The sequence below is a fragment of the Microbispora corallina genome, from assembly GCF_016863035.1.
Lineage (GTDB): Bacteria > Actinomycetota > Actinomycetes > Streptosporangiales > Streptosporangiaceae > Microbispora > Microbispora corallina.
Map to the genome: position 1 here is coordinate 94,382 of NZ_BOOC01000009.1, position 24,096 is coordinate 118,477.

Sequence of the window (24,096 nt, forward strand, 5' to 3'; positions counted from 1 at the left end):
CGCCCGGGGGCCTAAACGGCATCTGCGGATCTTCTAGGCGACGCTGAGGTAGAGGTCCCTCGCCAGCTTCGTCACCCGTGCCGCCGAGTTCGTGAAGGACGCCCCCGAGGGCTGCACGGTGAGCACCACCATGATCAGCCGGTCGCCGATCACGCCAGTAGTGTGGAGCACGGGACGGACGAAATCAACCGGATCGCGCGTGCTGTGGAACGTACCCATCTCGTACGACGCGGTCCCGGTTCGTCCGCAACGCGTCGGCGGGGTCGAGCCGAAACCCGACCAGCCCTGCTTGACGAGCCACGGCCGGGGCACCGCTCGGGGGATCCCGAAGTACTGGTCGAAGCCGTCGCTCGCGCAGTGCCACGCCTGGCGCAGGTTGCCCAGGATGAGGTCGCGGACCCGCGGCTGGGCCTGGTCGAGCAGGTAGCGGTAGACGAGCGCGATGTCGGACGCGCTGATCGCCGTGTAGCCCCAGAAGCCGGGCTTGGCGGCCGGCGGCGGGGCCGTGTCGGCCAGGCCGAGCCGGCGCGCAGTCCGGCGCACGATCTCGCCCTGGCCGCCGCGGTGCCACAGGGTCGTGGCGGCGTCGTCGTCGCTGCCGCGCAGCATCGGCGTGAGCAGGGCCAGGTCCGCCCGTGAGACGGGCCCGCGGTGCCGCTCCAGGTAGTCGAGCGCGATGAGGATCTTGACGACGGAGGCGGAGCGGAAGCGGCGGTGGGCGTCGTGGCGCGCCACCACCCTGCCGGCGCCTCCGGTCGACCGGTCCACGACCACGTAGCCGGCCGTCACGCCGGCCGGCACCCGGACGGGCCGCGGTGAGGCCGGGGCCGCGCGGCCGGTGGCGGTATGCGCCGGCCGGGCGGCGCGGGGAACGGTCGTGCCAGGGGTGGACGCGCCGGTGGTGGACGTTCCGGAGGGACCGCTCCCGGTCCGCTCGCTCCCGCCGCCGGGAGCCGGCCCGGCCGCCCCGCAGCCGGTCGCGAGCAGGACGGCCGCCAGGACGGCCGGCAGCACGGCGTGCAGCCCGCCCGGCCGGATGGCGGCTGCGGGGGCGGTGACGGCCGCGCGTGCCGGGGGCCGGTGTCGCATCACCCTGCAATCCCTACCAGACCACCGCGCTCCGCCCCCGCCGTTCGGCCGGAATGGCCGGTCTCAGCGGCCGTCGAGGAGGGGGCGGGACGGGTCCCACCGGGTCCCCTCGGCGGCGTCCTTCCGCCGGCGCGCCATGGCCGACAGCGCCTCCAGGACCACCCGGTTGCCGAGGTAGGCGGTGATGTCCGCGTGGTCGTACGGCGGTGCCACCTCGACGATCTCCACCCCGACCACGGGAAGCTCGTAGCAGGTCCGCCGTACGGCGTCGAGGAGCTGGCGGGCCGACAGGCCGCCGGGCTCAGGCGTGCCCGTGCCCGGCGCGTGGCCGGGGTCGCACACGTCGACGTCGACCGACAGGTAGACGCCCTCGCACTCGTCGAGCGCGATGCCGTACGCCTCGGTGAGGCAGGCGTCGAGACCTCTCGTGACGATCTCGGTCATCTCGTACGAGCGCATGCGCTGCCCGGCCATCCAGCCGAGGATGTCCGGGCCCGGCCAGTAGCCCCGCAGTCCGATCTGGAGGAACCGGTCGCCCCGGATCGCGCCCGATTCGATCAGCCGCCGCATCGGCTGGCCGTGGCCGTGCAGGTGGCCGAACTCGATGTCCCCCGTGTCGGCGTGCGCGTCGAAGTGCAGCATCGAGATCCGGCCGAACCCGTGGTGGCGGGCCACGCCGGTCGCGTCCGGGAGCGCCACGGTGTGGTCGCCGCCGAGCACGATCGGCACGGCGCCGGAGGCGGCGATGCGGGCCACCGCCTCCTCGATCGCCCGCAGGCTGCCCTCGATGTCGCCCGCGTACGTCTCGACGTCACCGGCGTCGAGCACCCGCAGATCGCGCAGGGCGTCCACGCGCAGCGCGAGGCTCGGCCGGTGGCCGTCGTGCGGGAGGTAGCAGGTCTGCCGGATGGCGTTCGGCCCGAACCGCGCCCCCGGACGGTGGGAGGTGCCGCCGTCGAAGGGCGCGCCGAGGATGACCACGTCGGCGCCGGCGAAGCTGTCCGGATCGTCCAGGTCGCAGCGCTCGACGCCGAGGAACGTGATGTCGGGGCCGAACATCTGGCCGTAACGGGTCACTCGGTCTCCTTGGTGCGGGCGGCATATCCGGCATCACATGGTATTCAGCGACAAGTCCGACATTGTGTCAGCGGCGCGGCAGATCCTCCAGCGCATTGAGCAGGCGGTCCACGTCCGCGCGGCTGTTGTAGTGCACGAGCCCGGCCCGTACGGCGGAGCCCTCGTCCCGGATGCCCAGGGCGCGCGTGAGCTCCCACGCGTAGCAGTGCCCGTCCCAGACGTTCACCCGGTTGGCGGCGAGGTGCTCGGCCACCTCCCGGGGGGTGTGCCCGGACACGGTGAAGTACGCCGTGGCCGTGCGGCGGCGGGGCGACCCGACGAGGCTCACGTGGGGCAGCGACGACAGGCCCTTGAGGAGATGGGTGAGCTCCGCCTGCTCGTACGCCTCCACCGCCGTCATCGAGGCCAGCAGCCGCTCCCGCCGGGTCCCGGTGGCGGCCGGGTCGAGGTCCGCGAGGTGGTCGACGGCCGCCGCGACCCCGGCGAGGTCGGCGAAGGGCGCGGTCCCGGTCTCGAACCGGTCCGGCACCTCGGAGGGCGAGGAGGCGAGCTTGTCGGGCCGCAGCGTCTCCAGCAGGGCGGGCCGCGCGACCACGGCCCCGATGTGCGGGCCCGACCACTTGTAGGCGCTGGTCGCGTAGAAGTCGGCCCCGAGCGCCGCCATGTCGATCGGCCCGTGCGGGGTGGCGTGGACGCCGTCCACGTACGACAGGGCCCCGACGGCCCGGGCGCGCGCCGTGATGCGCGGGACGTCGGGCATGGTCCCCAGGATGTTGCTGGCCGCGGTCACCGCGACCAGCCGGGTCCGTTCGGTGACGAGCTCGTCGTACTGGCCGGCCGGCAGCTCGCCGTCCGGCACCTCGACCTCCGCCCACCGCACCCGCGCCCCGGCGCGCTCGGCCGCCTGCACCCAGGGCCGGACGTTGGCGTCGTGGTCGAGGCGGGAGACGACGATCTCGTCGCCCGGCCCCCAGCCCTTGGCCAGCGCGTACGCGAACCGGTACGTCAGCGTCGTCATGTTGGGCCCGAGGACCACGCCCGCCGGATCCCCGCCCACCAGGTCCGCGACGGCCGCGCGGGCCCGCGTGACGATGGCGTCGGACCGGGCGCTGCCGGGGAAGGCCCCGTGCGTGTTGCCGATGCCGGCGGAGTAGGCGGCGGCGATGGCGTCGATGACCGGCTGGGGCACCTGGGTGCCCGCGGCCGCGTCCAGCCAGGCGTAACCGTCGGACAGGGCGGGATAGAGCGCGCGGACGCGCTCGATGTCGAGGCTCATGCCTCACAGTGTCGTGGGACATTCGGGCCGACGGAAGCCGCATTCTGGACGTTTCGTCCATAGGGCCGCAGACGGAAGGAATGCCGCCGAAACTGCTAGCCTGCGGATGATGAGCGGACGAGCGGTACTGGTCACGGGGGCGTCGCGGGGCATCGGGCGGGCGATCGCGCTCGCCTTCGCCGAGCGTGGCGACCGTGTCGCGATCCACCACAGGGACTCCTCCGACCTGGCCGTACGGCTCAGGGACGAGCTGCCGGGCGAGGGCCACGCCGTCGTGCGGGCGGACGTGTCCGACCCGGAGCAGGCCCGGCGCATGACCGACGAGGCGGCCGGCGCGCTGGGCGGCATCGACGTGCTGGTCAACAACGCGGGCGTCTTCCTCCGGCATCCGATCGCCGAGGTCTCCTACGAGGAGTGGCGGGAGGTGTGGCGCAGGACGCTGGACGTCAACCTCGTCGGGCCCGCCAACGTCACCTGGAGCGCCGTGCGGCACATGCGGCCGGGCGGGCGGATCGTCAACGTCTCCTCCCGCGGCGCCTTCCGCGGCGAGCCCGAGAGCCCGGCATACGCCGCGAGCAAGGCGGGGCTCAACGCCATGGGCCAGTCGCTCGCCGTCGCCCTGGCACCGCTCGGCATCACCGTCGGCACCGTGGCCCCCGGCTTCGTGGAGACCGACATGACCAACGAGCACCTCAAGCCGCCGCGCGGCGACGAGATCCGCGCGCAGAGCCCCTTCGGCCGGGTGGCCCGGCCGGAGGAGATCGCGGCGGCCGTCCTCTACCTGGCGTCGCCGGAGGCCGAGTGGGCGAGCGGCGCCGTCATCGACCTCAACGGCGCCTCCTACCTGCGCACCTGACCCTCGGCGGCGGGGACGGCGTCCCCGCCGGCCAGGAAGGGGTCGAGCAGCCCGGGTGACCCGGCGGCGGCGATCCGCAGCGCCTCGGCCAGGGCGACGTCCTGCACCCGGTACCCCTGCCGTCCGGCCGCGGTCGTGGCGGTCAGCGTGACCAGCCCGGCCCGCCGCTGGAAGAACGAGCGCTCGACGTTCCAGCCGATGATCCCGTCGCACTCCAGCACCACCCGCCGCCGCACCAGCGAGCCCGTACGGCTCACGAGGTAGCCGGACGCGAGCGTGTGCCCCAGGTTGCGGGCCCGGTCGGCGGCCATCAGGGCGGTGAGGGGGAGCAGGGCGACCATCGTCAGGCCCGGCCAGGACGGCAGGTCGGACCAGAGCCAGCAGTACAGCAGCACGGCCGTGACCGCCGCGTGGACGCCGAACGCGCGGGTGAAGCGGCGGCGCACGGCGGCGGAGCCGTGCGTGGTCAGCGGCACGGTGACCGGCGACGGATCCCCGGCGCCGCGCAGCACGCGGACCGCGACGGCCTCCGCCTCCGCCTTCGGCGCGGGCGGCAGCAGCATGGACCCGCCGCGCTGGGCGCCCTGGCCCACCCGCAGCCCGGTCGTGATCGCGATGAGGCGCGCCCCCCGTACGGCCCGCAGCAGCAGCGGCTCGCTCACCTCCACGCCGCGCAGGCGCCGTTCCTCCACGGTCGTCGCGCGGGTGGTGACGAGGCCGCGGGTGACGTGGAGGGTGCCGCCGCGGTGCCGGGTCAGCCGGAAGTTCCAGAAGGCCAGCAGGTAGCCGATCGTGGAGGCCACCCCCACGAAGAGGGCGAGCACGAGCACCACCGTCGCGACGGCCAGCGGCAGCGCGGCCGCGCTCAGCCAGCGCCACGTCTCGCGGACCGGCCCGACCTGCCCGAGGTCCACGTTGCCCTCGGAGGCCAGCCGCGACAGGAAACCCGCGATGACGCCGACCGCGACGAGCCCGGACAGCGTGAACGGCCCGTACCTGATCCACTGGGGGCGCAGGACGGCCAGTTCGGTCTCGTCCGCGCCGGGGGCGCCCGCGACGACGGCCGGGACGCCGGTCGCGGCGATGTCCTCGGGCGGGGTGTCGGCGACCGGGCTCCGGTGCAGGAGCTCCACCCGCAGCCGGGCCGCCTCGGCGACGCTGAGCGCGTCGAGCTTGAGCTCGCCGCCGCGCTTGCGGTCGGACATGCCGGTGCCGACCTCCACGCGGGCCAGCCCGAGCAGGCGGTGCAGGATGTGCGAGGTCACGTCGACCGTGCGGACCCGGTCGCGGGGGACGGTCACCACCTTCCTGTTCAGCAGGCCCTTGCGGACCTGCACGTGCTCGGCCGTGATCCGGTACGTCGTGGTGAACCAGCGCAGCATGCCGAACAGGACCATGATCCCGACGCCGACGAGGCTCCACAGGTGGCCCTCGCCCCCGCTGCTCGATCCGGCGAACAGCAGGCCGATCAGGGCCGGGGCGGCCCGGACGACCTCCTGGAAGGGGTGGATCACCAGCATCCGCGGGCTCAGCCGCCGCCAGTCGGTCTCGACCGGGGTGGCCGTCATCGCGGCGGTCACGTGGCGTCACCCGCCGTCGCCTGCGCGTTCGCCGTGAGCTCGGCGACCAGGCGCTGGGCGGTGTCCCGGTCGAGGCCGTCCACCTTGAGCGGCCCGGCCGCGGACGCGGTGGTGACGGTGACGTTTGCCAGCCGGAACAGCTGCTCCAGCGGCCCGCGCCGGCTGTCGACGGTCTGGATCCGGGAGACCGGGGCGATCCGCCACTCCTGCTTGAACCAGCCCGACCGGGTGAAGACGGCCGCCGGGGTCGCCTCCCACCGGTGCACGCGGTAGCGCCACTGCGGCATGACCGCGACGTGCGCGACGGCGGCGACGACGGTGGCCGCCAGGGCGGCGACGTGCACCGCGCGGTCGCCGTCGTCGAGGACCAGCCAGACGACCTGGACGGCGGCGAGGAACAGCCAGCCGAGGGCGGCCCGCGTGGTCCAGTACCAGATCGCGGTACGGCTCACGCGGTTCAACGGGGGGCGGAGGGTTGCGTTGTCCACATATCTAACTCTGCCTGACCGGCGAGATGACCATCCAGTGGTGCCCATCCCGTATGCGACAGGACAAATGTCATGCAGGGGGCGGGGAAACGGCCGGGCCGGGAGCGCGCGGCGCCCGGTCCCGGCCGCTCAGATCATGGTGTTCTCACGGCGCAGGGGTGTAATCGCCGGCGCCCGTGTCGTCGCGCCGGGCCTTCTTGGCCTGCTTGGCGCTCCGGGCCTCCTTGATGGCCGTCCTCTTGGCCTTTCCGGTGGACTTCGCCGGCTTCTTCTTCTGTTCGTCAGCCATGATTCCCCCGTATGTACGAAGATGCGCCCTACATGCGCATCTGGGGGGTTGATACCCCTTCGGGGGTGTCCGGCATCCCCGCGCCGCCGCTCGCGCCGGGCGAGCGGCGATGCGAGCGGCGATGCGAACGGCGATGCGAGCGGCGGCGGGGGGAGCCGGACCGGGGACCCGGGCCGGCCGCCCGACGGGTCAGACGGTCTGCGGCTCCTGCGCGCTCAGCGGCTGGGCGATGTCCTCCAGCGACCGGCGCGCGGCCTCGACGCCCATGAACCACTCGACGGCGCCCGCCCCGATCATGAGGGCCGCGCCGAGGACGTATCCCAGCACGACGTTGCCGACCGACTCGCTCTCGACCAGGCGGCCGAACAGGACCGGGCCGATGATGCCGCCGAGGCCCGTGCCCACCGCGTAGAACAGCGCGATGGCCAGCGCCCTCGTCTCCATCGGGAAGATCTCCGACACGGTCAGGTACGCCGAGCTGGCCCCGGCCGAGGCGAAGAAGAACACGACCATCCAGCAGGCCGTGAGCGTCACCGCGTTCAGGACGTGGGCGTCGAACAGGGCCGCCGTGCCGAGCAGCAGCAGCCCCGACAGCGCGTAGCAGCCTGAGATCAGCGCCCGCCTGCCGACGGTGTCGAAGAACCTGCCGAGCAGCACCGGGCCCAGGAAGTTGCCGATCGCGATCGGGATCAGGTACCAGGCGGTGCTGCTGTCCGAGACCTTGAAGAACGTCGACAGCACCAGCGCGTACGTGAAGAAGATCGAGTTGTACAGGAACGCCTGGCCGACGAACAGCGCCAGCCCGACGGTGGTCCGCTTCGGGTAGCGGCGCAGCAGCGTGCTCGCGACCTCGGTCAGCGGGGTGTGGTCCCGCTGGGTGATCCTGATCTCGCCGCGGGCCGGCTCGAGGTCGGCGTCCGACTCCTCGCGCACCGTACGCTCGATGCCCGAGACGATCTCCTCCGCCTCGCGTTCCCTGCCGTGGATGAACAGCCACCGCGGGCTCTCCGGCACGAGCCGCCGCACCAGCAGGATCCCCACGCCGAGGACGGCGCCGAGGCCGAACAGCAGCCGCCAGCCGACGTCGGCGGGGAACACGCTCGTGCTGAGCGCGGGGATCGCGACCACCGCGCCGAGGGCCGTGCCCAGCCAGAACGAGCCGTTGACCACGAGGTCGACCGTGCCGCGCACGCGTGCCGGGATCAGCTCGTCGATCGCCGAGTTGATCGCGGCGTACTCGCCTCCGATGCCCGCGCCGGTGAAGAAGCGGCACAGGAAGAAGTACCAGGCGTCGTGCGAGAACGCCGTGGCCACGGTGGCGGCGAGGTAGAGGGCGAGCGTGACGATGAACAGCTTCTTGCGCCCGAAACGGTCGGTCAGGTGCCCGAAGAAGAGGGCGCCGACGCAGGCGCCGGCCACGTAGACGCCGGCGGCGAGGCCGACCTGGCTTTCCGTCAGCGCGAGACCGCTGCTCTTCTCGGTGATGCGGGGGCCGATGACTCCGACGATCGTGACCTCGAGGCCGTCGAGGATCCAGACGGTGCCGAGGCCGATGAGCACCAGCCAGTGCCAGCGAGCCCAGGGGAGCCGATCCAGCCGTGCGGGAATGTCGGTACTAATTTGCGCCATATCGTCCCCTTCTTCGGAAGATATGTCGCCCGACTACCCCGCATCCGGCCGGAAATTCGCGCCTCGCCTCATCGGTGGCCGCGGGCCTCGCGTGGGCCGCCCCCGGGCGTCAGCGCCCGGGCAGCTCCCGTACGCCGGGGACCCGCGCGGGCACCGGCTCCTGGCCCAGCTCGAACCACACGCACACGCCCGTACGGCTGGCCGACACGCCCCACCGGTGGGTGAACAGGTCGACGAGGTGGACCCCGCGCCCGGGCGTGAGGTGCGGGGACGTCCAGCAGCCGCACGCCTGCGTGGACAGCGTCACACGGGCGGAGGCCGGCGTGGCCGCCACGGCGACCGAGTATCCGGGACGGCTCCCGCAGGAGGAGGCGTGGCGCAGGGACTCGGCGACGAGTTCGCCGATCAGCTGGACGGCGTCGTCGCGGCACGGATGGCGGTCCCCCAGCCGGGCGGCGACGAACCGCCGCGCCGCCCGCGCCTGGGACGGGTCTCCCGAGAAAGGCCGTGAGATCGCGATTCTCCCCGAGAGGTTGAGAATTGTCATCCTGCGATAACTCCCTGTGCACCCGTCCGTGGATGCCGAATCGAGGTCCGTGTCAGACTTCGTTCATCCTGCACTTTGATATTCCGCCGTGCAATACGGCGAATGCAGGATTGCACGGTTCCTTTTCCAAAGGGGGATATCGGCTGATGCGGGGAGGACGGGGTCCGACGGTCCGGCTTCGCCGGCTTTCCGCGGAACTGACTCGTCTGCGCCGGGAGTCGGGGTTCACCCGCGAGGAGGTGTCCCAGCGCCTCGGCGTGGCGGCCTCCACGGTGTACCGGATCGAGAGCGGGCACACCCGGCCGCAGAGCCGGACCATGCGCGACCTGCTCGACCTCTACCAGGTGGGCGGCGGCGAGCGGGAGGGCCTGCTGGGGCTGGCCCGCGAGGCCGCCCGGCGCGGCTGGTGGCACGCGTACGACGACGTCCTGCCCGGTCCGTACGTCGGGCTGGAGGCGGAGGCCGCGTCGGTCTGGAACTACGAGCCGCTGCTCGTGCCGGGGCTGCTGGAGACCGAGGCCTACGCCCGGGCCGTCGTCAGCGCCGCGCTGGTCCAGGACCCGGCCGAGATCGAACGGCGGATCGCGGTCCGGATGGAGCGGCAGCGCCGCCTCGCCGGGCCCGACGCCATCGCCTACTGGGCCGTCGTCGACGAGGCCGCGCTCCGGCGTCCCGTCGGTGGCCCGGCCGTCATGGCCGAGCAGTTGCGCAGGCTGCAGGAGGTCGCCGTGCAGCCGAACGTCACCCTCCAGGTGCTCCCGTTCGACGCCGGCGCCTATCTGGGCATGGGCACCCCGCTCGCCGTCCTCGCCTTCCCCGATCCGGAGGACCCCGGCGTGGTCTTCCTGGAGAACATGGGCGGCGAGCTCTACCTGGAAGACCCCGACGAGGTCCGCGCGTACGTCCAGGTCTTCGATCACCTTCGTGCCGCCGCGCTCGGCCCGGAGAAGTCCATAGAGAAGGTCATTTCTGTCGAGAAGGAGATGTCAGGACGATGAGGGGAACCGAACCGGCGGTCACCGCGGACGGCGCCGTCTGGCGCAAGGCGACCCGCTCGAACACCGTCGGCAACCAGTGCGTCGAGGTCGCGCTGCTGCGCGGCGGCATCGCCGTGCGCGACTCCAAGGACCCCGAAGGCCCCCGGCTCATGTTCAGCCCCGGGGAGTGGGAGGCCTTCATCGACGGCGTCAAGGGCGGCGAGTTCGACCTGTCCTGACCCGCGTGCCGGTACGGCCCGCACGCCGGGGTGCGGGCCGTACCGCCTGTCGGCGCCGCTCAGAGGGGCCTCACGGGCCGTCCGCGCCGGATGAATGGGTCCACCGGCAGCGGGCAGGAGACCCGCATGAGGACAGAGGACGGCCGTTACATCGACACCGACGACGACCCGGATTTCGCGGGGGAGCACGCTCCCTCGGCGACCGACCCGCCGAACGCGGAACCCGATGACAAGAGCCCCGACGAGCGATGGGAAAAGCCGACCGAGGCGTGAGGAGGACGTGATGACGATGGGGGTCGACCCGGCCGAGCTGGGCGACGAGGACCTGTTCCGCGAGCTGCGCCACCTGCACGAGACCCGTACGGACACGCTCTTCCACGGCTCGGACGACGCGCTTGAGCGGCACACCTCGCGGACCGAGGAGCTGGAGGGGGAGTACCTGAAGCGCTTCCCGGAGCGTCACGTGGACCCCGAGCGGCTGCGCGAGGGCGCGAGGCTGCGCGATGCGTGACGACGGCGCGGGGCCCGCGGAGGGCAGGGCCGAGGAGAGTCTCGGCGACGCCCAGGAGATGTCGTCCCGGGAGCTGACCGTGTACGAGGCGGTCGCCACGCTGAACGTGGACGAACGCCCCGCGACGGTCTCCGAGATCGCGGGGATGACCGAGCTGCCGGAGGACGACGTGCGCCGGGCGCTCGGCGGCCTCGCCGACGGCGGACGGCTGGTCCGCGACGGCGAGGCCTACAAGCTCGGCGCCCACGACTGGGGGCTCGACTACTGACGGCGGCGGGGCGGGGCCGGCGGGCGCCCGCCCCCACACGCGTGGCGAGCCGCGGCAGGCCCCGCCCGCGCGTCAGGAGCAGGCGGCGGCCAGGTCCTGGGTGGCCTGGGTGGCCTTGGTGGCGAACTGGCTGAGCTTCGCCGCCGCCCCCGGGTCCGAGACGTCGATCTTGAACGACGCCCACGAGTCGGCCATGCCGACCAGCGCGGTCTTGAGGTCGCCGTCGGCCTTGCCCGACAGGTCCTTCAGCTTCGCCGCGAGGTCCTTGGTCGCCGTGTTGATGCCGTCGATGTTCCCCGCCGACGCGCCGGCCTTGGTGCTGTAGTCGGTGAACGCCTGGGTCGCCTCCTGGCACACCGAAGCCTGGGCGCTGCCCCCGCAGGCGGCGGTCAGGGTGAGAAGGGCGGACGCCGCGGCGACGACGAGGGAGCTCTTGAGGATGTTCATGATGCCTTCCTGGTGATCTGTGACGCCGCTGACGTTAGGGACGCCTGCTTGCGGATCACTTTCACGGCGCTTACAGATCGGGATCCCCGATGGGAACGGCGATCGAGCGCCGCTGGCGACGGTCCGCGCCGTCGTATGCTTGCGCCCATGACGCGACGGCTTGCAGAGGTTGCGAAAAAGGTCGGGGTCAGCGAGGCCACGGTGAGTCGCGTCCTCAATGGCAAGGCGGGGGTCTCCGAGGCCACCCGTGAGGCCGTGCTGACGGCCCTGGACGTGCTCGGGTACGAGCGGCCCACCCAGCTGCGCGGGGAACGCGCCCGGCTGGTGGGCCTGGTGCTCCCCGAGCTGCAGAACCCGATCTTCCCCGCGTTCGCCGAGGTGGTCGGCGGCGCCCTGGCCCAGCAGGGGTTCACGCCCGTCCTGTGCACCCGCACGGTCGGCGGGATCTCCGAGGCCGACTACGTCGACCTGCTCCTGCAGCAGCAGGTGTCCGGCGTCGTGTTCGCCGGCGGCCTCTACACCCAGACCGGTGTGGTCCACGAGCACTACCTGCGTCTGGTGGAGCGCCGCCTGCCGACCGTGCTGGTGAACGCGGCGGCCGACCACTGGGAGTTCCCGCGGGTCTCCTGCGACGACAAGATCGCCGTCGAGCAGGCCCTCGGGCACCTGCGCGCCCTGGGCCACGAGCACATCGGGCTGATCGTCGGCCCGCCCGACCACATGCCGTCCATCCGGAAGCTGGAGGCGTTCCGCGCGGCGGGCGGCGAGCTGGTCGAGCACACCATGCACTCGCTGGAGGGCGGCCACGCGGCGGCGCTCAAGTTCGTCCGCCAGGGCGTCACCGGCCTGATCTGCGGCAGCGACCCGCTCGCGTTGGGGGCGATCCGCGCCGCCCGCCGCGCGGGCCGCCGGGTGCCGGACGACGTGTCGGTGGTCGGCTACGACGACTCCGCGCTGATGACCTGCGTGGACCCGCCCCTGACGACTGTGCGCCAGCCCATCGAGGCGATGGGCCGGGCCGCGGTCGAGCTCCTGCTGAGCCAGATGGAGGGCGCCGCGGTCGCCACCGGCGAGCTGCTGTTCGAGCCCGAGCTCGTGGTGCGATCCTCCACCGGCCGGGTCGGCGTCGCGGTGAGCTGAGCTCGTCCCCATGCTTGGGGGTGAGCCCGGAGGAGGAGGCGTCCACTCCTCCTCCGGGTGTCCCGTTCCGATCCGGGCGTGACCACGACGCGTACGCCTCGAACTCGGAGACCTGCCCGGCAGCCCGGCCGGCGGTGCCGGTGAAGGTCAGGCCCGGCTGTCGCGCGCGCTTGGTGACGGCGGCGTGGTCCCGGGAGGCTCGGGTGCCGGCGGGGAGGCGGACGTCACGGCGACGGCGGCTCCGGATCTTCTCATGGAGGCCCTTTCGCAGGAGGATCCGAGAGATGCGGCGTGACGCGGGACCGCCACATCTCTGACTGGGCGAGTGGCCCACACGATAAGTTGGCGAACAACCAACTGCAATATTTCGACGAGAAGTCGTAAGATAACGCCCGTGTCACGACCAGCCCTCGTCCCAGCTGACGCCGTCATGGACCGCTCCCTGCCGCGGCGAGATTCCTCGGATGCCTGGACGGCGTCCGCCGACCCTGAGCGCAAGCCGATGAAATCTCTTGCGCTATTTGTCGTATAGTTGCGCCCATGACACGACGGCTTGCGGAAGTGGCCAAGAAGGTGGGCGTGAGCGAGGCGACGGTGAGTCGCGTCCTCAACGGCAAGCCGGGCGTCTCCGACGCCACCCGGGAGGCGGTGCTCACGGCCCTCGACGTGCTCGGGTACGAGCGCCCCACCCAGTTGCGGGGCGACCGCGGACGGCTCGTCGGCCTCGTCCTCCCCGAGTTGCAAAACCCGATCTTCCCGGCGTTCGCCGAGGTGGTGGGCGGCGCCCTCGCGCAGCAGGGGTTCACCTCGGTCCTGTGCACCCGCACGGTCGGCGGCGTCTCCGAGGCCGACTACGTCGACCTGCTGCTCCAGCAGCACGTGTCGGGGATGGTCTTCGCGGGCGGCCTGTACGCCCAGGGGGACGCCTCGCACAGCCACTACGAGCGGGTGCTGGAGCGCAAGCTGCCCATCGTCCTGGTCAACGCCGCGGTCGAGCACCTCGGCTTCCCGCAGGTGTCCTGCGACGACGTGGCGGCCTCCGAGATCGCGCTCGCCCACCTGCTGGCCCTCGGCCACACGCAGGTGGCGCTCCTGCTCGGCCCGCCCGATCACGTGCCGTCGCAGCGCAAGCTCGCCGCCTTCCGCGCGTACGCGCGGGCCAACGGCGTGGAGCTGCCCGCCGACCACGTCGAGCACACGATGTTCTCGCTGGAGGGAGGCCACGCGGCGGCCGCCCGCATGGTCCGCCGCGGGATCACCGGCATCGTCTGCGCGAGCGACGTGCTCGCGCTGGGGGCCATCCGGGCCGCCCGCAGGGCCGGCCTCTCGGTGCCCGATGACGTCTCGGTCATCGGATACGACGACTCGGCCCTGATGAACTGCACCGACCCGCCCCTCACGACCGTGCGGCAGCCGATCGACGCCATGGGCCGGGCCGCGGTCGAGCTCCTCGTGGCGCAGATCGACGCCGCCGTCGTTCCCGGTGACGAGCTGCTCTTCGAGCCGGAGCTGGTCGTCCGGGCGTCCACCGCGCCGGCTCCCAGGAAGGTGTGACCCTTTCCTGTCTGGACGCCCGCCCGGCTGCGAGATCTCATGTCAGTGACACACCCGTAACTGTCACTTTTTTGCACAGTGCATGACGAACTATTGCTCCCACATGCATGCCTCTGTATGTTTCTCGCAACCGAGCGGATCGGGGCGCTCCAGCCGGCCCCGGGACGCGTGCTCCAACGGGTCGTGGTGCGCGGTTCCAGAAGGGAACGATGATGAAAGCCCAGAAGCTCTCGATACTGCTGGTCTCGGGACTCACCCTCGCGGCCGCGGCCGCCTGCGGCTCCGACGACGGCGGCAGCGGTGGCAGCAAGACCAGTGCGGCACCCGGCGGCGCCGCAGGGCCGGTCTCTATCTCGATCAACTGTGAGCCGCCGAAGACGAACAAGGCGCAGCGCGCGACCTTCGAAGAGGACGTGGCGGCCTTCCAGAAGCTGAACCCGAACATCAAGATCGAGAAGGTCACCGACGCCTTCCCCTGCTACGACCCGAAGACCTTCGAGCCCAAGCTCGCCAGTGGCGACCTGGAGACGGTCTTCTACGTCAACTTCCCCAACGTGGGCCGCCTCATCGCGAGCGGGCAGGCCGCGGACATCACGCCGTACGTCAACGACCTCAAGACGTTCGCGGACTACAACAACGAGATCGACATGTTCAAGAAGGACGGCAAGGTCTACGGCCTGCCGACCGACGGCTACGGCATGGGTCTCGTCTACAACAAGGCGGTCTTCACCAAGGCCGGCCTCGACCCGAACAACCCGCCCAAGACCTGGGCCGAGGTGCAGGCCGCCGCGAAGAAGATCGCGGGGCTCGGCCAGGGGTACGTCGGATACGGCGAGTACAGCGGCAACAACGTCGGCGGCTGGCACTTCACCGCCTCCATCTACGGCCGCGGCGGCTCGGTCATCAGCGACGACGGCAAGAAGGCCGCCTTCAACAGCCCCGAGGGCAAGGCCGTGCTGCAGAACCTCCAGCAGATGCGCTGGGTCGACAACAGCATGGGCTCCCAGCTCTACATCGAGTGGCCGGCCCTGATGAAGGCCATGGCCGGCGGCAAGATGGGCATGATGCTGGGCGCGCCCGACGTGCTCATCTCGCTGCGCAACGACTTCGGCGGCAAGTTCGAGAACTACGCCATCACCGCGCAGCCCGAGGCCAAGGCCCTGTTCAACGGCGGCGCCGGCTACATGATCAACCCGAAGGCCACGCCGGAGCAGATCAAGGCCGGCCTCAAGTGGATCGAGTACGAGTTCCTCACCCCCGGCAAGGGCCAGCTCGACTACGTGCGGGCCAAGGGCCAGGGCCTGACCGTCGGCCAGCCCTACCCGGACCTGTACCGCCCGGACACCCCCTCCGGCCAGGCGGTCGACCAGCTGCGCAAGGACAACGCCAACATCGACGCGGGCCAGTTCGCCGGATGGGTGGAGGGCTCCAAGGGCATCCCGCCGAAGGCGGAGCCTGGGCCGTACGCGCAGGAGATCTACGCGATCCTCGACACCCCGATGTCGGCCGTCCTCACCAGGAAGGACGCCAACGTCGACCAGCTCCTCTCCGACGCGGAGGCGAAGGTCAACTCGCTGCTGGCATCCAAGGGCTGACCGTTCGATAATCCGGGGCGCCGTGCCGTGACCGAAACCCGCGCGCGGCCGGCGCCCCGGCAATCACGTCGAGATCGGAACACAACGATGACCACAGCGAGCATCCCGGTGACGAGCGGCGGCAGGCGGCGGGAGCCGACCAGGCTGCGCCGCCTCGTCCAGCGGAACGTGACCGCCTACGGCTTCCTGTGCGGCGCACTGATCTGTTTCGCGTTCTTCTCCTGGTATCCGATGATCCGGGAGGTCATCCTCAGCTTCCAGAAGACGAACTTCGTGGACCCGCCGAAGTGGGTGGGGCTGGCGAACTTCCGCACCGTCGTCAACGACCCGGCCTTCGGGCCGGCGTGGGTCAACACGGCGCTGTTCACCGTGCTCGCCCTGCTGTGCGGCTACGGAGTCCCGTTCGTCACGGCGATCGTCCTCAACGAGCTGCGGCACGCGCGCGCCTATCTGCGCTTCGTCGTCTACCTTCCGGTGATGCTGCCGCCGGCGGTGAGCGTCCTGCTGTTCCAGTGGTTCTACAACCCCGACTACGGGCTGTTCAACCAGATCCTCGGCTTCGTCCACCTGCCGGGACTGCAATGGCTCAACTCGACGAGCACGGCGCTGATCTCGCTGGTCATCGTCTCCACGTGGATGAACATGGGCAGCGGAACGCTGATCTACCTCGCCGCCCTGCAGACCATCCCGAGCGAGCTGTACGAGGCCGCCGAGCTCGACGGCGCCGGCCTCTTCAAGCGGATCCGGCACGTGACGATCCCGCAGACCAGGCTGATCCTGCTGGTGATGCTCCTGCTGCAGATCGTCGCGACGATGCAGGTGTTCATCGAGCCGTACCTGCTCACCGGCGGCGGTCCCGAGAACGCCACGGTCAGCGTCGTCTACCTCATGTACCAGTACGCCTTCAACTTCGGCAACCTCAACGCCGGCAACGCGCTCGGTCTGATGCTCATGATCGTGCTCATGGTGTTCTCCGCGATCTACCTGCGCGTCTCGCGCGACAACACGGTGTGAGGGGAGCGTCCATGTCCAACGTCACGGTCATGCCGGGCCGTCCGGCCGGCACCTCGTCCACGCCCGCGGGCGGGGACCACCGGGGACGCCCGCGCCGGCGGCCCCGCAAGCCCATCAACACGCAGTTCCGCACCGCCGTCTCGCCGCACCAGCTCAACACGACCCGTGGCCGGATCGTCTACTGGATCGTCCTGGTGGTCGTGGTGGTCAGCTTCACCGCCGCGTTCGTCTTCCCGCTGTACTGGATGATCACGGGCGCGATGAAGTCCACGGAGGAGCTCAACTCGATCCCGCCGACGTTCCTGCCGGAGCACTTCTCGTTCGACGGCTACCTCCAGGCGTGGGATCTGCTCGACCTGGGCACGCTGCTCGGCAACACCGCCGTCTACGCGGGCGGCGCCTGGCTGCTGACGCTCGCGGTCGACGTCTCCGCGGCCTACGCCCTGTCGAAGCTCCGCCCGGCGTTCGGCAAGGTCGTCCTGGCGCTGATGCTGTCGACGCTGATGATCCCGCCCATGGTCATAATGCTTCCGGCGTACCTGACGGTGAAGGACGTGCCGTTCTTCCACTGGAACCTGCTCAACACCCCGTGGGCGATCTGGTTGCCGGCCGCGGCGAACGGCTTCAACGTCTTCCTGCTCAAGCGCTTCTTCGACTCGATCCCACGGGAGCTGCTCGAAGCCGCCGAGATCGACGGCGCGTCGCCGCTCCGCATCCTGTGGTCGGTGGTGATGCCGATCTCCCGGCCCATCCTCGGCGTGGTGTCCATCCTGACCGTCGTGAACGTGTGGCGGGACTTCGTCTGGCCGCTGCTGGTCCTGCCCGACAGCGAGAAGATGTCCGTGAGCATCGGCATCGCCTCGCTCTCCTCGCAGATGCCGCAGAACGTCCTGGTCGCCTCCCTGGTGATCGCGAGCATCCCGACCATCGTCGTGTTCTTCCTGTTCCAGCGGCACATCATGGCGGGCCTCACCGCCGGAAGCCTCAAGGGCTGACCCCTTCACCCGTAAGGAGTTGTATTCAGCATGCCCGGCAGCACGCCCCCGGGGACGACCCCGGACCGCGGATGGTGGCGAGGGGCGGCGATCTACCAGGTCTACCTGCGCAGCTTCGCCGACGGCAACGGCGACGGGACGGGAGACCTAGCAGGCCTCCGGTCGCGTCTGCAGTACCTGGCCGACCTCGGTGTGGACGCCATCTGGCTCAACCCCTGGTATCCCTCGCCCATGGCCGACGGCGGCTACGACGTCGCCGACTACCGCAGCATCGAGCCCGTGTTCGGCACGCTGGCCGAGGCGGAGAAGCTGATCGAGGAGGCCCACGACCTGGGCATCCGCACGATCGTCGACGTCGTCCCGAACCACGCCTCCGACCAGCACGCCTGGTTCCGTGAGGCGCTGGCGGCCGGTCCCGGTTCGGAGGCCCGGGAGCGGTTCTGGTTCCGGCCCGGCGTCGGCGACGGCCCCCCGAACGGCTGGCAGTCGATCTTCGGCGGCCCCGCCTGGACGCAGGTCCCGGACGGCGAGTGGTACCTGCACCTGTTCGCGCCCGAGCAGCCCGACTTCAACTGGAACAACCCCGCCGTGCGCGAGGAGTTCCTCGACGTCCTGCGCTTCTGGTTCGACCGGGGCGTGGACGGCGTCCGCATCGACTCGGCGGCCGTCCTGGTCAAGGACCTCGACAGCGTCGAGGAGTCGTACACCGACCACGACGGCGTCCACGACATCTACCGCGAGTGGCGGCGGGTGTCCGACTCGTACGGCGGGCGGATCCTCATCGGCGAGGTGTGGCTGCCCGACCAGGACCGGTTCGCCAACTACCTGCGCGCCGACGAGCTCCACACCGCGTTCAACTTCGACTTCCTGTCGAGCGCGTGGGAGCCGGCCGCGCTGCGGGCCAGCATCGACCTCACGCTCGCCACGCACCTGTCGCTCGACGCGCCCGCCACCTGGGTGCTGTCCAACCACGACGTCGCCCGCCCCGTCACCCGGTACGGCCGGGCCGTCACGTCCTGGGACAACGCCGACCGCCGGGACGGCATGGCCTCCGACCTGGAGCTCGGCCGCCGGCGGGCCCGGGCCGCGGCCCTGCTCGCCATGGCCCTGCCGGGCAGCGTCTACGTGTACCAGGGGGAGGAGCTCGGCCTGAACGAGGTCGAGGACATCCCCGAGGAGCTCATCGACGACCCCATGTGGGAGCGTTCCGGGCACACGGTCCGCGGCCGCGACGGCTGCCGGGTGCCGCTGCCGTGGTCGGGCGACGAGCCGCCGTTCGGGTACAGCACCGGCAGCCCCTGGCTGCCCCAGCCCGCCTCCTGGCGGAACCTGACGGTCGAGGCGCAGCAGGAGGACCCCGAGTCCATGCTCTGCCTCTACCGGGCGGCCCTGCGCCTGCGCCGCCGCCTGCTCGGTGACGGCACGATCGCCTGGCTGCCCCTCGGCGACGAGGTGCTGGCCTTCGTCCGCGACTCGGGGCTGATCTGCGTGGTCAACCTCGGCTCCGCCCCCGTCGATCTCCCGGCGCACGACTCCGTCCTGCTGGCCAGCGGCCCGCTGGCCGACGGGCGGCTCCCCTCCGACACCGCTGTCTGGCTCACCCCCCTGTCCTGACGTCTCCTAAGGCGGTCGATCCATGAAGAAAGCCCTGTTAGCCGTGGCGTTGGCCGCCACCGGACTCGTCGCAGTGCAGGCCCCGGCGTCCGCCGCCGTCCACCCGGGCGACCGGGTGACGCGGGCGGGCGCCGCGAGCCCGGCCGTGACCCGCGCCGCCCTCGACCCCGCGCTCGTCGCGGGCCGGGGCGCGAGCGTCGACTTCGCCGAGCAGGAGGCGGAGAAGGCGGCCACGAACGGCGCGGTCATCGGCCCGGACCGCACGGCGTACACGCTCCCGGCGGAGGCGTCCGGCCGGTCGGCGGTCAAGCTGACGCCGGGGCAGTACGTCGAGTTCACGCTGCCGAGCGCGGCCAACGCGATCACCGTGCGCTACAGCATCCCCGACGCCCCGAACGGCGGCGGCATCACCGCCCCGCTGGACGTGACGGTCAACGGGCGCGACCGCGCGACGATGACCCTCACGTCGCAGTACGCCTGGCTGTACAACCAGTATCCGTTCTCGAACGACCCGAACGCCGGGCTGCTCCACCCCGACTGGTGGATCACCGAGTGCTCGTGCGTGCCCAGCGCCACCACCCCGGCCCCGGCGATCACCACGCCGTTCCGGCCGAGCCACTTCTACGACGAGCAGCGCCTGCTGCTGGGACACACGTACCGGGCCGGCGACAAGGTGCGGCTGACCGTCCCCTCCGGCAGCAAGGCCGCCTGGACGGTCGTCGACCTGCTCGACTCCCAGCTCGTCGGCCCGCCGAAGGTGAACGTCCTCGCGGCCGACGTGCTGGCGTTCGGCGCCGACCCCCTCGGCGGGCGCGACTCCGCCGACGCGTTCGACAAGGCCATCGCGTTCGCCAAGCGGGCCCACCTCAAGGTGTACGTCCCGCCGGGCACCTACCAGGTCAACCGGCACATCATCGTCGACAGGGTGACGATCGAGGGCGCCGGCAACTGGTACACGATCATCAAGGGCCGCCAGGTCGACCTGCCCACACCCGCCCCCGACGGCTCGGTCCACACCGGCGTCGGCTTCTACGGCAAGGACGCCTCGGCCGGCGGCAGCACCGACGTCCACCTGTCCGGCTTCGCGATCGAGGGCGACGTCCGCGAGCGCGTCGACACCGACCAGGTGAACGGCGTCGGCGGCGCGATGAGCGACTCGACCGTCGACGGCCTCTACATCCACCACACCAAGGTGGGCCTGTGGTTCGACGGCCCGATGAAGAACACCAGGATCACCAACAACGTCGTCGCCGACCAGATCGCCGACGGCCTCAACTTCCACACCGGAGTCACCGGCTCGGTCGTGTCGAACAACGTCATCCGCAACACGGGCGACGACGCCCTCGCCATGTGGTCGGAGAAGACCGCGGACGCGGGCAATACCTTCGACCACAACACCATCCAGACGCCCGTCCTCGCCAACGGCATCGCGATCTACGGCGGAACGGACAACACGGTCTCCGGGAACCTCGTCGCCGACCCGATCCGCGAGGGCAGCGCCATTCACGCCGGCACCCGGTTCGGCGCCGAGCCGTTCACCGGGACGCTCGCCATCAAGGACAACACCACGGTCCGGGCCGGCACGTTCGAGCTGAACTGGAAGATCGGCCTCGGCGCCATCTGGCTCTACGCCCTCGAGAAGAGCATGGACGCGAACGTCCAGGTGACCGGGGACAACTTCCTCGACAACACCTACAACGCGATCATGCTGGTCAGCGACTTCGGGGTGAAGGACCTGTACTCGATCACCAACGTCCACTTCAAGGACATCAAGGTGGACGGCACGGGCACCTCGGTCGTCAGCGCCCGCGTGAAGGGCTCGGCGTCCTTCGAGAACGTGGACGCCCGCAACGTCGGCGCGGTCGGCGTCAACAACTGCGGATCGTTCAACTTCCCGCCCACCGGGTCGGAGTTCTCCGTCCAGGACCTCGGTGGCAACGACGGCGGCGGCACCACCGGCCCCTGGCTGGCCGCCTGGGAACTGCCCAACACCATCACCTGCGACGACCGTCCGCCGGTGGTCGCGCCCCCGGCCCCGTCCCCCTGGTAGGCCCAAGGGGCTGACCACCCCGTAAGCCAGAGGGCTTCCCCGGTGTCCACATCCACCCGGGGAAGCCCTCTTTCACATGTCCGCCATCGCTCAGGGAAGGTCGAATCCCCCGTCCCTCACGCCACGGAGGAAGTCACCCCACTCCTCCGCCGTGAACGCCAGCACAGGACTCGCGTCGCCTTGCTTGCCGTCTCTGACGCCTACCCATCCGTCCTGGTAAGCCACCTCGACACAGTTGCCTCCATTACAGGCCCGCTGCCATGTCACGTCGGCGAATGGAGGTCGGTCAGCCATGGGCTCTCCCGGGTAGAAGTTCGCCTGGAGGGCGAGTATCGCCGGAAATAGTGTAACTTTGATGGCTTTGTGGTCCATATGCAGCGTTGGCTAGGTTGAGGTCGCCCGATCGACCTCAACCGTCGACGACGCCCTTAGGGGCGCTCCAGTTCTCCGGACTTGGCCGCCTTCAAAAAGGCTCTCCATTCGCTGGCGGAAAACGACAGAACCGGCCCTGACGCGTCCTTCGAGTCGCGCAGCGCCACTTCGTTGTCTCCGAAGGCGACTTGGACGCAGCTCCCGCCGTTGCAGTGGGAGGAGATGCGCCACTTCAGTGAAGAAGTGGGTGCGCCTTTCGGTGATTCCATAGGTGCTCCTAGGTCAGGTCGCAGTAGTATTCCACTCGCCTGAGAGTGACACTTGCCTTACCTGCCATAGGGACACGTGGAACGCAGGATAATGTCCGGTTTGATGTATAATTCGCCTTACTGGGGATGGATTCCCGTTCATAGGGCTAACACCTCTGCTGCGGCGATGATGCGGTTCATGGACTCCTGCGGGCTCAAAGCGGTGGCGCGCAGATGGTCGATGGCCTCGCGGTAACCGGCCACCTCGTCCGGCTTCTCCAGGTACTCCGAGCGGGTCAGCAACTCGAGGTGCACGACGAGGGGCACCGTCCGGTCGCCGATCTCGAACAGGACGAACGGGCTGTCGGCTCCCATGTAGGCTCCGGCGCTGTACGGGATCACCTGGACCGTGACGTGCGGCAGGTGGGCGAGCTCCACGACCTTCGCCAGTTGTTCCCTCAGCACCTTCGTGCCGCCGATCTGCCGGTGGAGCACGGCCTCGTCGACGAAGGTCCAGTACCGCGGCGGGTCGGAGCGGTGCAGGAGCCGTTGCCGCTGCATGCGCGCCTCCACGCGGCGCTCCCGGTAGTCGTCCCCGATGCGGGGGAGCATCCCGGCGATGAGCGCCCGGGCGTAATCCTCCGTCTGCAGCAGGCCGGGGACGTACGCCGTCTGGAACTCGGTGATCGCCACCGCCGCGGACTCGAGGTCGGCGTAGGTGTATATGGCGTCGTCGCCGAGATCGCCCCACTGCTGGCGCAGGCCGGGTTCGCGCGCCTCGCGCGCCCAGGTCATCAGTTGGTTGAGGACGCTCTCGTCGGTGACTCCGTAGATGCCGCACAGGTCGCGGACGTCGCGCTGGCTGACGCCTCGCTGGGCCGTCTCTATGCGACTGATCTTCGCGGGGCTGCAGAGAAGGCGTTCGGCCACCTGTTCCACGGTCATGCCGGAGCCATGGCGCATCTCTCGGAGGCGGTTCGCTAGCTGGCGCCGGCGAAGTGTCACGTTCGTCCCGGCCATACGCGGTCACCTTTGCCCGTGAAGCTTCGAGACCTGCAGGTTAACATGCTGACGGCATGTACCGCTGGAAAACGACAGATGGCAATTGCCAAATGTAGGTTGCCACCGGCAAAGGACGGGTACTGAACGAGACATAAGCCTCAACGTGGCGGCTCCCCCAGCCGGTTCCCGGAAGGAGGCGATGTCTCAGGGCCATTGGGTCTCGGCCCCTCCAAAACGCCGCTGGGCCGATGGTGGCACATCGACCCAGCGAGAAGACCACCCGACCTGCTGCACAGCAAGGGATGACCCATGCACTTTAACAACAAGGGCGTCCGTAATCGTCCCCGGACGGGATTACGGATGCGCATCGTCGCCCGGCTCTGGAGAATCAGTGAGGCCGCGTTCGCCGAGGTGGACGCCTTCGCCTGGGTTCAGGGCTGGCAGATCACCCGGACGTGGCACACCCACACATACCGCGACAGGCGGTTCGACGCGCTGATCTCCTGCCGGGCCTGCGCCGCGACCGGGCGCAGCCCGACCGACCGGCCGTGCGAGGAGTGCCGGGGCACCGGGCGGGTGAACCTCATGGAACCCCCGATCACGCGGCGTCCCGAGCAGCCTTCGGGAGGCCGCCCATGAGGCGCATGCTCCGGCGCAACGGCAACCTCGTCCTGCGGGTCCTCGAGAGCGAGCTGGCCCCCGTGGCCAGGCCGGGGCCGTTCGTCCTGCTGTGGCGGTGGCGCTACGAGGCCGCGCTCCTGGCGGGCGGGCCGGCGGTCGTCGTCCTCGCCGTACGGACGGTGGGGTGGGCACCCACGATCGCGGCGGGGGCCGTGACGGTCCTCGCCGTGGTCGTCTGGCCACAGGCCCGGCGGGAGGTGGAGGGGCGCTTCTGGTGCGTCGTCACCCCCCACCGGGTGCGGAAGGCGTGCGCCGAGGCCATGATCGTCACCCGCCGGGGGAAGCTTCCGATGATCCTGTGGACCAGGCCCGAGCCGTTCGGCGAGCGGCTGTGGGTCTGGTGCCGGGCGGGGATCAGCCCGGGCGACCTCCAGCAGGCGCACGACGTCATCGCCGCGGCCTGCTGGCTGGCGAAGGGCGTCCGCGTCCTCCGCCATCCCCGCCGCGCCTCGCTCGTGATCGTCGACGTGATCCGGCGGGACGAGCACCCGGCGCCGGAGGAGCCGGCGCCGGGGGACACCTGGGAGCGGTCCTCCACGTGGTTCTGGCGGCAGTGAG

27 protein-coding genes are annotated in these 24,096 nt (G+C 70.8%); 15 read left to right on the top strand and 12 right to left on the bottom strand.

Going from position 1 to position 24,096, the window contains the following annotated elements:
- Nucleotides 1–33 precede the first annotated feature (33 nt).
- The 3 genes from Mco01_RS12660 to Mco01_RS12670 all read right to left on the bottom strand — a co-directional run bounded on the left by Mco01_RS12660 (nt 34) and on the right by Mco01_RS12670 (nt 3,442).
- On the bottom strand, nt 34–1,089 hold the full coding sequence (locus tag Mco01_RS12660; protein ID WP_204057083.1) for a serine hydrolase: 1,056 nt from the start codon (nt 1,087–1,089) through the stop codon (nt 34–36).
- 63 nt (nt 1,090–1,152) lie between these two features.
- On the bottom strand, nt 1,153–2,166 hold the full coding sequence (speB, locus tag Mco01_RS12665; protein WP_036327547.1) for an agmatinase: 1,014 nt from the start codon (nt 2,164–2,166) through the stop codon (nt 1,153–1,155).
- A gap of 67 nt (nt 2,167–2,233) precedes the next feature.
- Nucleotides 2,234–3,442, bottom strand: a complete 1,209-nt coding sequence (locus Mco01_RS12670; RefSeq protein ID WP_204057084.1) for a cysteine desulfurase-like protein — start codon at nt 3,440–3,442, stop codon at nt 2,234–2,236.
- A gap of 109 nt (nt 3,443–3,551) precedes the next feature.
- On the opposite strand from Mco01_RS12670, the gene Mco01_RS12675 reads away from it, so the two are divergent.
- A complete protein-coding gene (locus Mco01_RS12675) occupies nt 3,552–4,298 on the top strand; it encodes an SDR family NAD(P)-dependent oxidoreductase (protein ID WP_204057085.1) in 747 nt (248 codons plus the stop codon).
- Here the strand turns inward: Mco01_RS12675 and Mco01_RS12680 are convergent.
- From Mco01_RS12680 to Mco01_RS12700, 5 genes are all read right to left on the bottom strand, one after another.
- Nucleotides 4,283–5,878, bottom strand: coding sequence for a PH domain-containing protein (locus Mco01_RS12680; protein WP_204057086.1), 1,596 nt, complete (start codon nt 5,876–5,878; stop codon nt 4,283–4,285). The two genes, Mco01_RS12675 and Mco01_RS12680, sit on opposite strands and share 16 nt — an antisense overlap.
- Nucleotides 5,875–6,330 carry a PH domain-containing protein gene (locus Mco01_RS12685; protein ID WP_239103564.1) on the bottom strand — a complete coding sequence of 152 codons (456 nt, stop codon included), beginning with the start codon at nt 6,328–6,330 and terminating at the stop codon, nt 5,875–5,877. Before Mco01_RS12685 ends, Mco01_RS12680 begins: the two co-directional genes overlap by 4 nt.
- 181 nt (nt 6,331–6,511) lie before the next feature.
- On the bottom strand, nt 6,512–6,655 hold the full coding sequence (locus Mco01_RS12690) for a hypothetical protein (RefSeq protein ID WP_204057088.1): 144 nt from the start codon (nt 6,653–6,655) through the stop codon (nt 6,512–6,514).
- A 189-nt stretch (nt 6,656–6,844) separates the two neighbouring features.
- On the bottom strand, nt 6,845–8,284 hold the full coding sequence (locus Mco01_RS12695) for an MFS transporter (RefSeq protein WP_204057089.1): 1,440 nt from the start codon (nt 8,282–8,284) through the stop codon (nt 6,845–6,847).
- A gap of 109 nt (nt 8,285–8,393) precedes the next feature.
- Nucleotides 8,394–8,831, bottom strand: coding sequence for an ATP-binding protein (locus tag Mco01_RS12700; protein WP_204057090.1), 438 nt, complete (start codon nt 8,829–8,831; stop codon nt 8,394–8,396).
- A 146-nt stretch (nt 8,832–8,977) separates the two neighbouring features.
- Here Mco01_RS12700 and Mco01_RS12705 point away from each other — a divergent pair, with 146 nt between their 5' ends.
- The 5 genes from Mco01_RS12705 to Mco01_RS12725 all read left to right on the top strand — a co-directional run bounded on the left by Mco01_RS12705 (nt 8,978) and on the right by Mco01_RS12725 (nt 10,826).
- On the top strand, nt 8,978–9,829 hold the full coding sequence (locus Mco01_RS12705) for a helix-turn-helix domain-containing protein (RefSeq protein ID WP_204057091.1): 852 nt from the start codon (nt 8,978–8,980) through the stop codon (nt 9,827–9,829).
- Nucleotides 9,826–10,047, top strand: a complete 222-nt coding sequence (locus tag Mco01_RS12710) for a DUF397 domain-containing protein (RefSeq protein WP_036327536.1) — start codon at nt 9,826–9,828, stop codon at nt 10,045–10,047. The genes Mco01_RS12705 and Mco01_RS12710 overlap by 4 nt, the downstream gene beginning before the upstream one ends.
- Before the next feature lie 126 nt (nt 10,048–10,173).
- Complete coding sequence (locus tag Mco01_RS12715) at nt 10,174–10,320, top strand: hypothetical protein (RefSeq protein ID WP_204057092.1); 147 nt, start codon at nt 10,174–10,176, stop codon at nt 10,318–10,320.
- A gap of 10 nt (nt 10,321–10,330) precedes the next feature.
- On the top strand, nt 10,331–10,558 hold the full coding sequence (locus tag Mco01_RS12720; RefSeq protein WP_036327533.1) for a DUF6158 family protein: 228 nt from the start codon (nt 10,331–10,333) through the stop codon (nt 10,556–10,558).
- The gene (locus tag Mco01_RS12725; protein ID WP_204057093.1) at nt 10,551–10,826 is read left to right on the top strand and encodes a helix-turn-helix domain-containing protein; all 276 of its coding nucleotides are present in this window, start codon (nt 10,551–10,553) and stop codon (nt 10,824–10,826) included. Before Mco01_RS12720 ends, Mco01_RS12725 begins: the two co-directional genes overlap by 8 nt.
- A gap of 72 nt (nt 10,827–10,898) precedes the next feature.
- Here Mco01_RS12725 and Mco01_RS12730 read toward each other — a convergent pair whose 3' ends face one another.
- Nucleotides 10,899–11,273, bottom strand: coding sequence for a DUF8711 family protein (locus tag Mco01_RS12730; protein ID WP_204057094.1), 375 nt, complete (start codon nt 11,271–11,273; stop codon nt 10,899–10,901).
- 147 nt (nt 11,274–11,420) lie between these two features.
- Between Mco01_RS12730 and Mco01_RS12735 the strand changes: the two genes are divergently transcribed.
- From Mco01_RS12735 to Mco01_RS12765, 7 genes are all read left to right on the top strand, one after another.
- Nucleotides 11,421–12,413 (top strand): LacI family DNA-binding transcriptional regulator, encoded by a 993-nt coding sequence (locus tag Mco01_RS12735; protein ID WP_204057095.1) that lies wholly within the window; start codon nt 11,421–11,423, stop codon nt 12,411–12,413.
- Between the two features lie 540 nt (nt 12,414–12,953).
- The gene (locus Mco01_RS12740) at nt 12,954–13,967 is read left to right on the top strand and encodes a LacI family DNA-binding transcriptional regulator (protein ID WP_204057096.1); all 1,014 of its coding nucleotides are present in this window, start codon (nt 12,954–12,956) and stop codon (nt 13,965–13,967) included.
- 212 nt (nt 13,968–14,179) lie between these two features.
- Complete coding sequence (locus Mco01_RS12745) at nt 14,180–15,562, top strand: extracellular solute-binding protein (protein ID WP_204057097.1); 1,383 nt, start codon at nt 14,180–14,182, stop codon at nt 15,560–15,562.
- An 87-nt stretch (nt 15,563–15,649) separates the two neighbouring features.
- Entirely contained in the window at nt 15,650–16,576 is a 927-nt protein-coding gene (locus Mco01_RS12750; RefSeq protein ID WP_204057098.1) for a carbohydrate ABC transporter permease, read from the top strand.
- Nucleotides 16,577–16,587: 11 nt separating this feature from the next.
- Nucleotides 16,588–17,571 carry a carbohydrate ABC transporter permease gene (locus Mco01_RS12755; RefSeq protein WP_204057099.1) on the top strand — a complete coding sequence of 328 codons (984 nt, stop codon included), beginning with the start codon at nt 16,588–16,590 and terminating at the stop codon, nt 17,569–17,571.
- A 30-nt stretch (nt 17,572–17,601) separates the two neighbouring features.
- Entirely contained in the window at nt 17,602–19,185 is a 1,584-nt protein-coding gene (locus tag Mco01_RS12760; protein ID WP_204057100.1) for a glycoside hydrolase family 13 protein, read from the top strand.
- 22 nt (nt 19,186–19,207) lie between these two features.
- Complete coding sequence (locus Mco01_RS12765) at nt 19,208–21,235, top strand: glycosyl hydrolase family 28-related protein (RefSeq protein ID WP_204057101.1); 2,028 nt, start codon at nt 19,208–19,210, stop codon at nt 21,233–21,235.
- A gap of 90 nt (nt 21,236–21,325) precedes the next feature.
- Here the strand turns inward: Mco01_RS12765 and Mco01_RS12770 are convergent, their stop codons facing one another.
- The 3 genes from Mco01_RS12770 to Mco01_RS12780 all read right to left on the bottom strand — a co-directional run bounded on the left by Mco01_RS12770 (nt 21,326) and on the right by Mco01_RS12780 (nt 22,875).
- Nucleotides 21,326–21,607, bottom strand: coding sequence for a DUF397 domain-containing protein (locus tag Mco01_RS12770; protein ID WP_307825574.1), 282 nt, complete (start codon nt 21,605–21,607; stop codon nt 21,326–21,328).
- A 56-nt stretch (nt 21,608–21,663) separates the two neighbouring features.
- Complete coding sequence (locus tag Mco01_RS12775) at nt 21,664–21,876, bottom strand: DUF397 domain-containing protein (protein ID WP_204057102.1); 213 nt, start codon at nt 21,874–21,876, stop codon at nt 21,664–21,666.
- A gap of 138 nt (nt 21,877–22,014) precedes the next feature.
- On the bottom strand, nt 22,015–22,875 hold the full coding sequence (locus tag Mco01_RS12780) for a helix-turn-helix domain-containing protein (RefSeq protein WP_204057103.1): 861 nt from the start codon (nt 22,873–22,875) through the stop codon (nt 22,015–22,017).
- Between the two features lie 342 nt (nt 22,876–23,217).
- Here Mco01_RS12780 and Mco01_RS12785 point away from each other — a divergent pair, with 342 nt between their 5' ends.
- A complete protein-coding gene (locus Mco01_RS12785) occupies nt 23,218–23,496 on the top strand; it encodes a hypothetical protein (RefSeq protein WP_204057104.1) in 279 nt (92 codons plus the stop codon).
- Nucleotides 23,493–24,095: a hypothetical protein gene (locus Mco01_RS12790; protein ID WP_204057105.1), complete on the top strand. Its 603-nt coding sequence runs from the start codon at nt 23,493–23,495 to the stop codon at nt 24,093–24,095. The genes Mco01_RS12785 and Mco01_RS12790 overlap by 4 nt, the downstream gene beginning before the upstream one ends.
- Nucleotide 24,096 lies beyond the last annotated feature (1 nt).

Coding starts and splice junctions, on each gene's coding strand:
- Mco01_RS12660 (WP_204057083.1), bottom strand. CDS start 1,089: ATGCGACACCGGCCCCCGGCACGCGCGGCCGTCACCGCCCCCGCAGCC.
- Mco01_RS12670 (WP_204057084.1), bottom strand. CDS start 3,442: ATGAGCCTCGACATCGAGCGCGTCCGCGCGCTCTATCCCGCCCTGTCC.
- Mco01_RS12675 (WP_204057085.1), top strand. CDS start 3,552: ATGAGCGGACGAGCGGTACTGGTCACGGGGGCGTCGCGGGGCATCGGG.
- Mco01_RS12690 (WP_204057088.1), bottom strand. CDS start 6,655: ATGGCTGACGAACAGAAGAAGAAGCCGGCGAAGTCCACCGGAAAGGCC.
- Mco01_RS12695 (WP_204057089.1), bottom strand. CDS start 8,284: ATGGCGCAAATTAGTACCGACATTCCCGCACGGCTGGATCGGCTCCCC.
- Mco01_RS12700 (WP_204057090.1), bottom strand. CDS start 8,831: ATGACAATTCTCAACCTCTCGGGGAGAATCGCGATCTCACGGCCTTTC.
- Mco01_RS12705 (WP_204057091.1), top strand. CDS start 8,978: ATGCGGGGAGGACGGGGTCCGACGGTCCGGCTTCGCCGGCTTTCCGCG.
- Mco01_RS12710 (WP_036327536.1), top strand. CDS start 9,826: ATGAGGGGAACCGAACCGGCGGTCACCGCGGACGGCGCCGTCTGGCGC.
- Mco01_RS12715 (WP_204057092.1), top strand. CDS start 10,174: ATGAGGACAGAGGACGGCCGTTACATCGACACCGACGACGACCCGGAT.
- Mco01_RS12720 (WP_036327533.1), top strand. CDS start 10,331: ATGACGATGGGGGTCGACCCGGCCGAGCTGGGCGACGAGGACCTGTTC.
- Mco01_RS12725 (WP_204057093.1), top strand. CDS start 10,551: ATGCGTGACGACGGCGCGGGGCCCGCGGAGGGCAGGGCCGAGGAGAGT.
- Mco01_RS12730 (WP_204057094.1), bottom strand. CDS start 11,273: ATGAACATCCTCAAGAGCTCCCTCGTCGTCGCCGCGGCGTCCGCCCTT.
- Mco01_RS12735 (WP_204057095.1), top strand. CDS start 11,421: ATGACGCGACGGCTTGCAGAGGTTGCGAAAAAGGTCGGGGTCAGCGAG.
- Mco01_RS12740 (WP_204057096.1), top strand. CDS start 12,954: ATGACACGACGGCTTGCGGAAGTGGCCAAGAAGGTGGGCGTGAGCGAG.
- Mco01_RS12745 (WP_204057097.1), top strand. CDS start 14,180: ATGAAAGCCCAGAAGCTCTCGATACTGCTGGTCTCGGGACTCACCCTC.
- Mco01_RS12750 (WP_204057098.1), top strand. CDS start 15,650: ATGACCACAGCGAGCATCCCGGTGACGAGCGGCGGCAGGCGGCGGGAG.
- Mco01_RS12755 (WP_204057099.1), top strand. CDS start 16,588: ATGTCCAACGTCACGGTCATGCCGGGCCGTCCGGCCGGCACCTCGTCC.
- Mco01_RS12760 (WP_204057100.1), top strand. CDS start 17,602: ATGCCCGGCAGCACGCCCCCGGGGACGACCCCGGACCGCGGATGGTGG.
- Mco01_RS12765 (WP_204057101.1), top strand. CDS start 19,208: ATGAAGAAAGCCCTGTTAGCCGTGGCGTTGGCCGCCACCGGACTCGTC.
- Mco01_RS12770 (WP_307825574.1), bottom strand. CDS start 21,607: ATGGACCACAAAGCCATCAAAGTTACACTATTTCCGGCGATACTCGCC.
- Mco01_RS12775 (WP_204057102.1), bottom strand. CDS start 21,876: ATGGAATCACCGAAAGGCGCACCCACTTCTTCACTGAAGTGGCGCATC.
- Mco01_RS12780 (WP_204057103.1), bottom strand. CDS start 22,875: ATGGCCGGGACGAACGTGACACTTCGCCGGCGCCAGCTAGCGAACCGC.
- Mco01_RS12785 (WP_204057104.1), top strand. CDS start 23,218: ATGCGCATCGTCGCCCGGCTCTGGAGAATCAGTGAGGCCGCGTTCGCC.
- Mco01_RS12790 (WP_204057105.1), top strand. CDS start 23,493: ATGAGGCGCATGCTCCGGCGCAACGGCAACCTCGTCCTGCGGGTCCTC.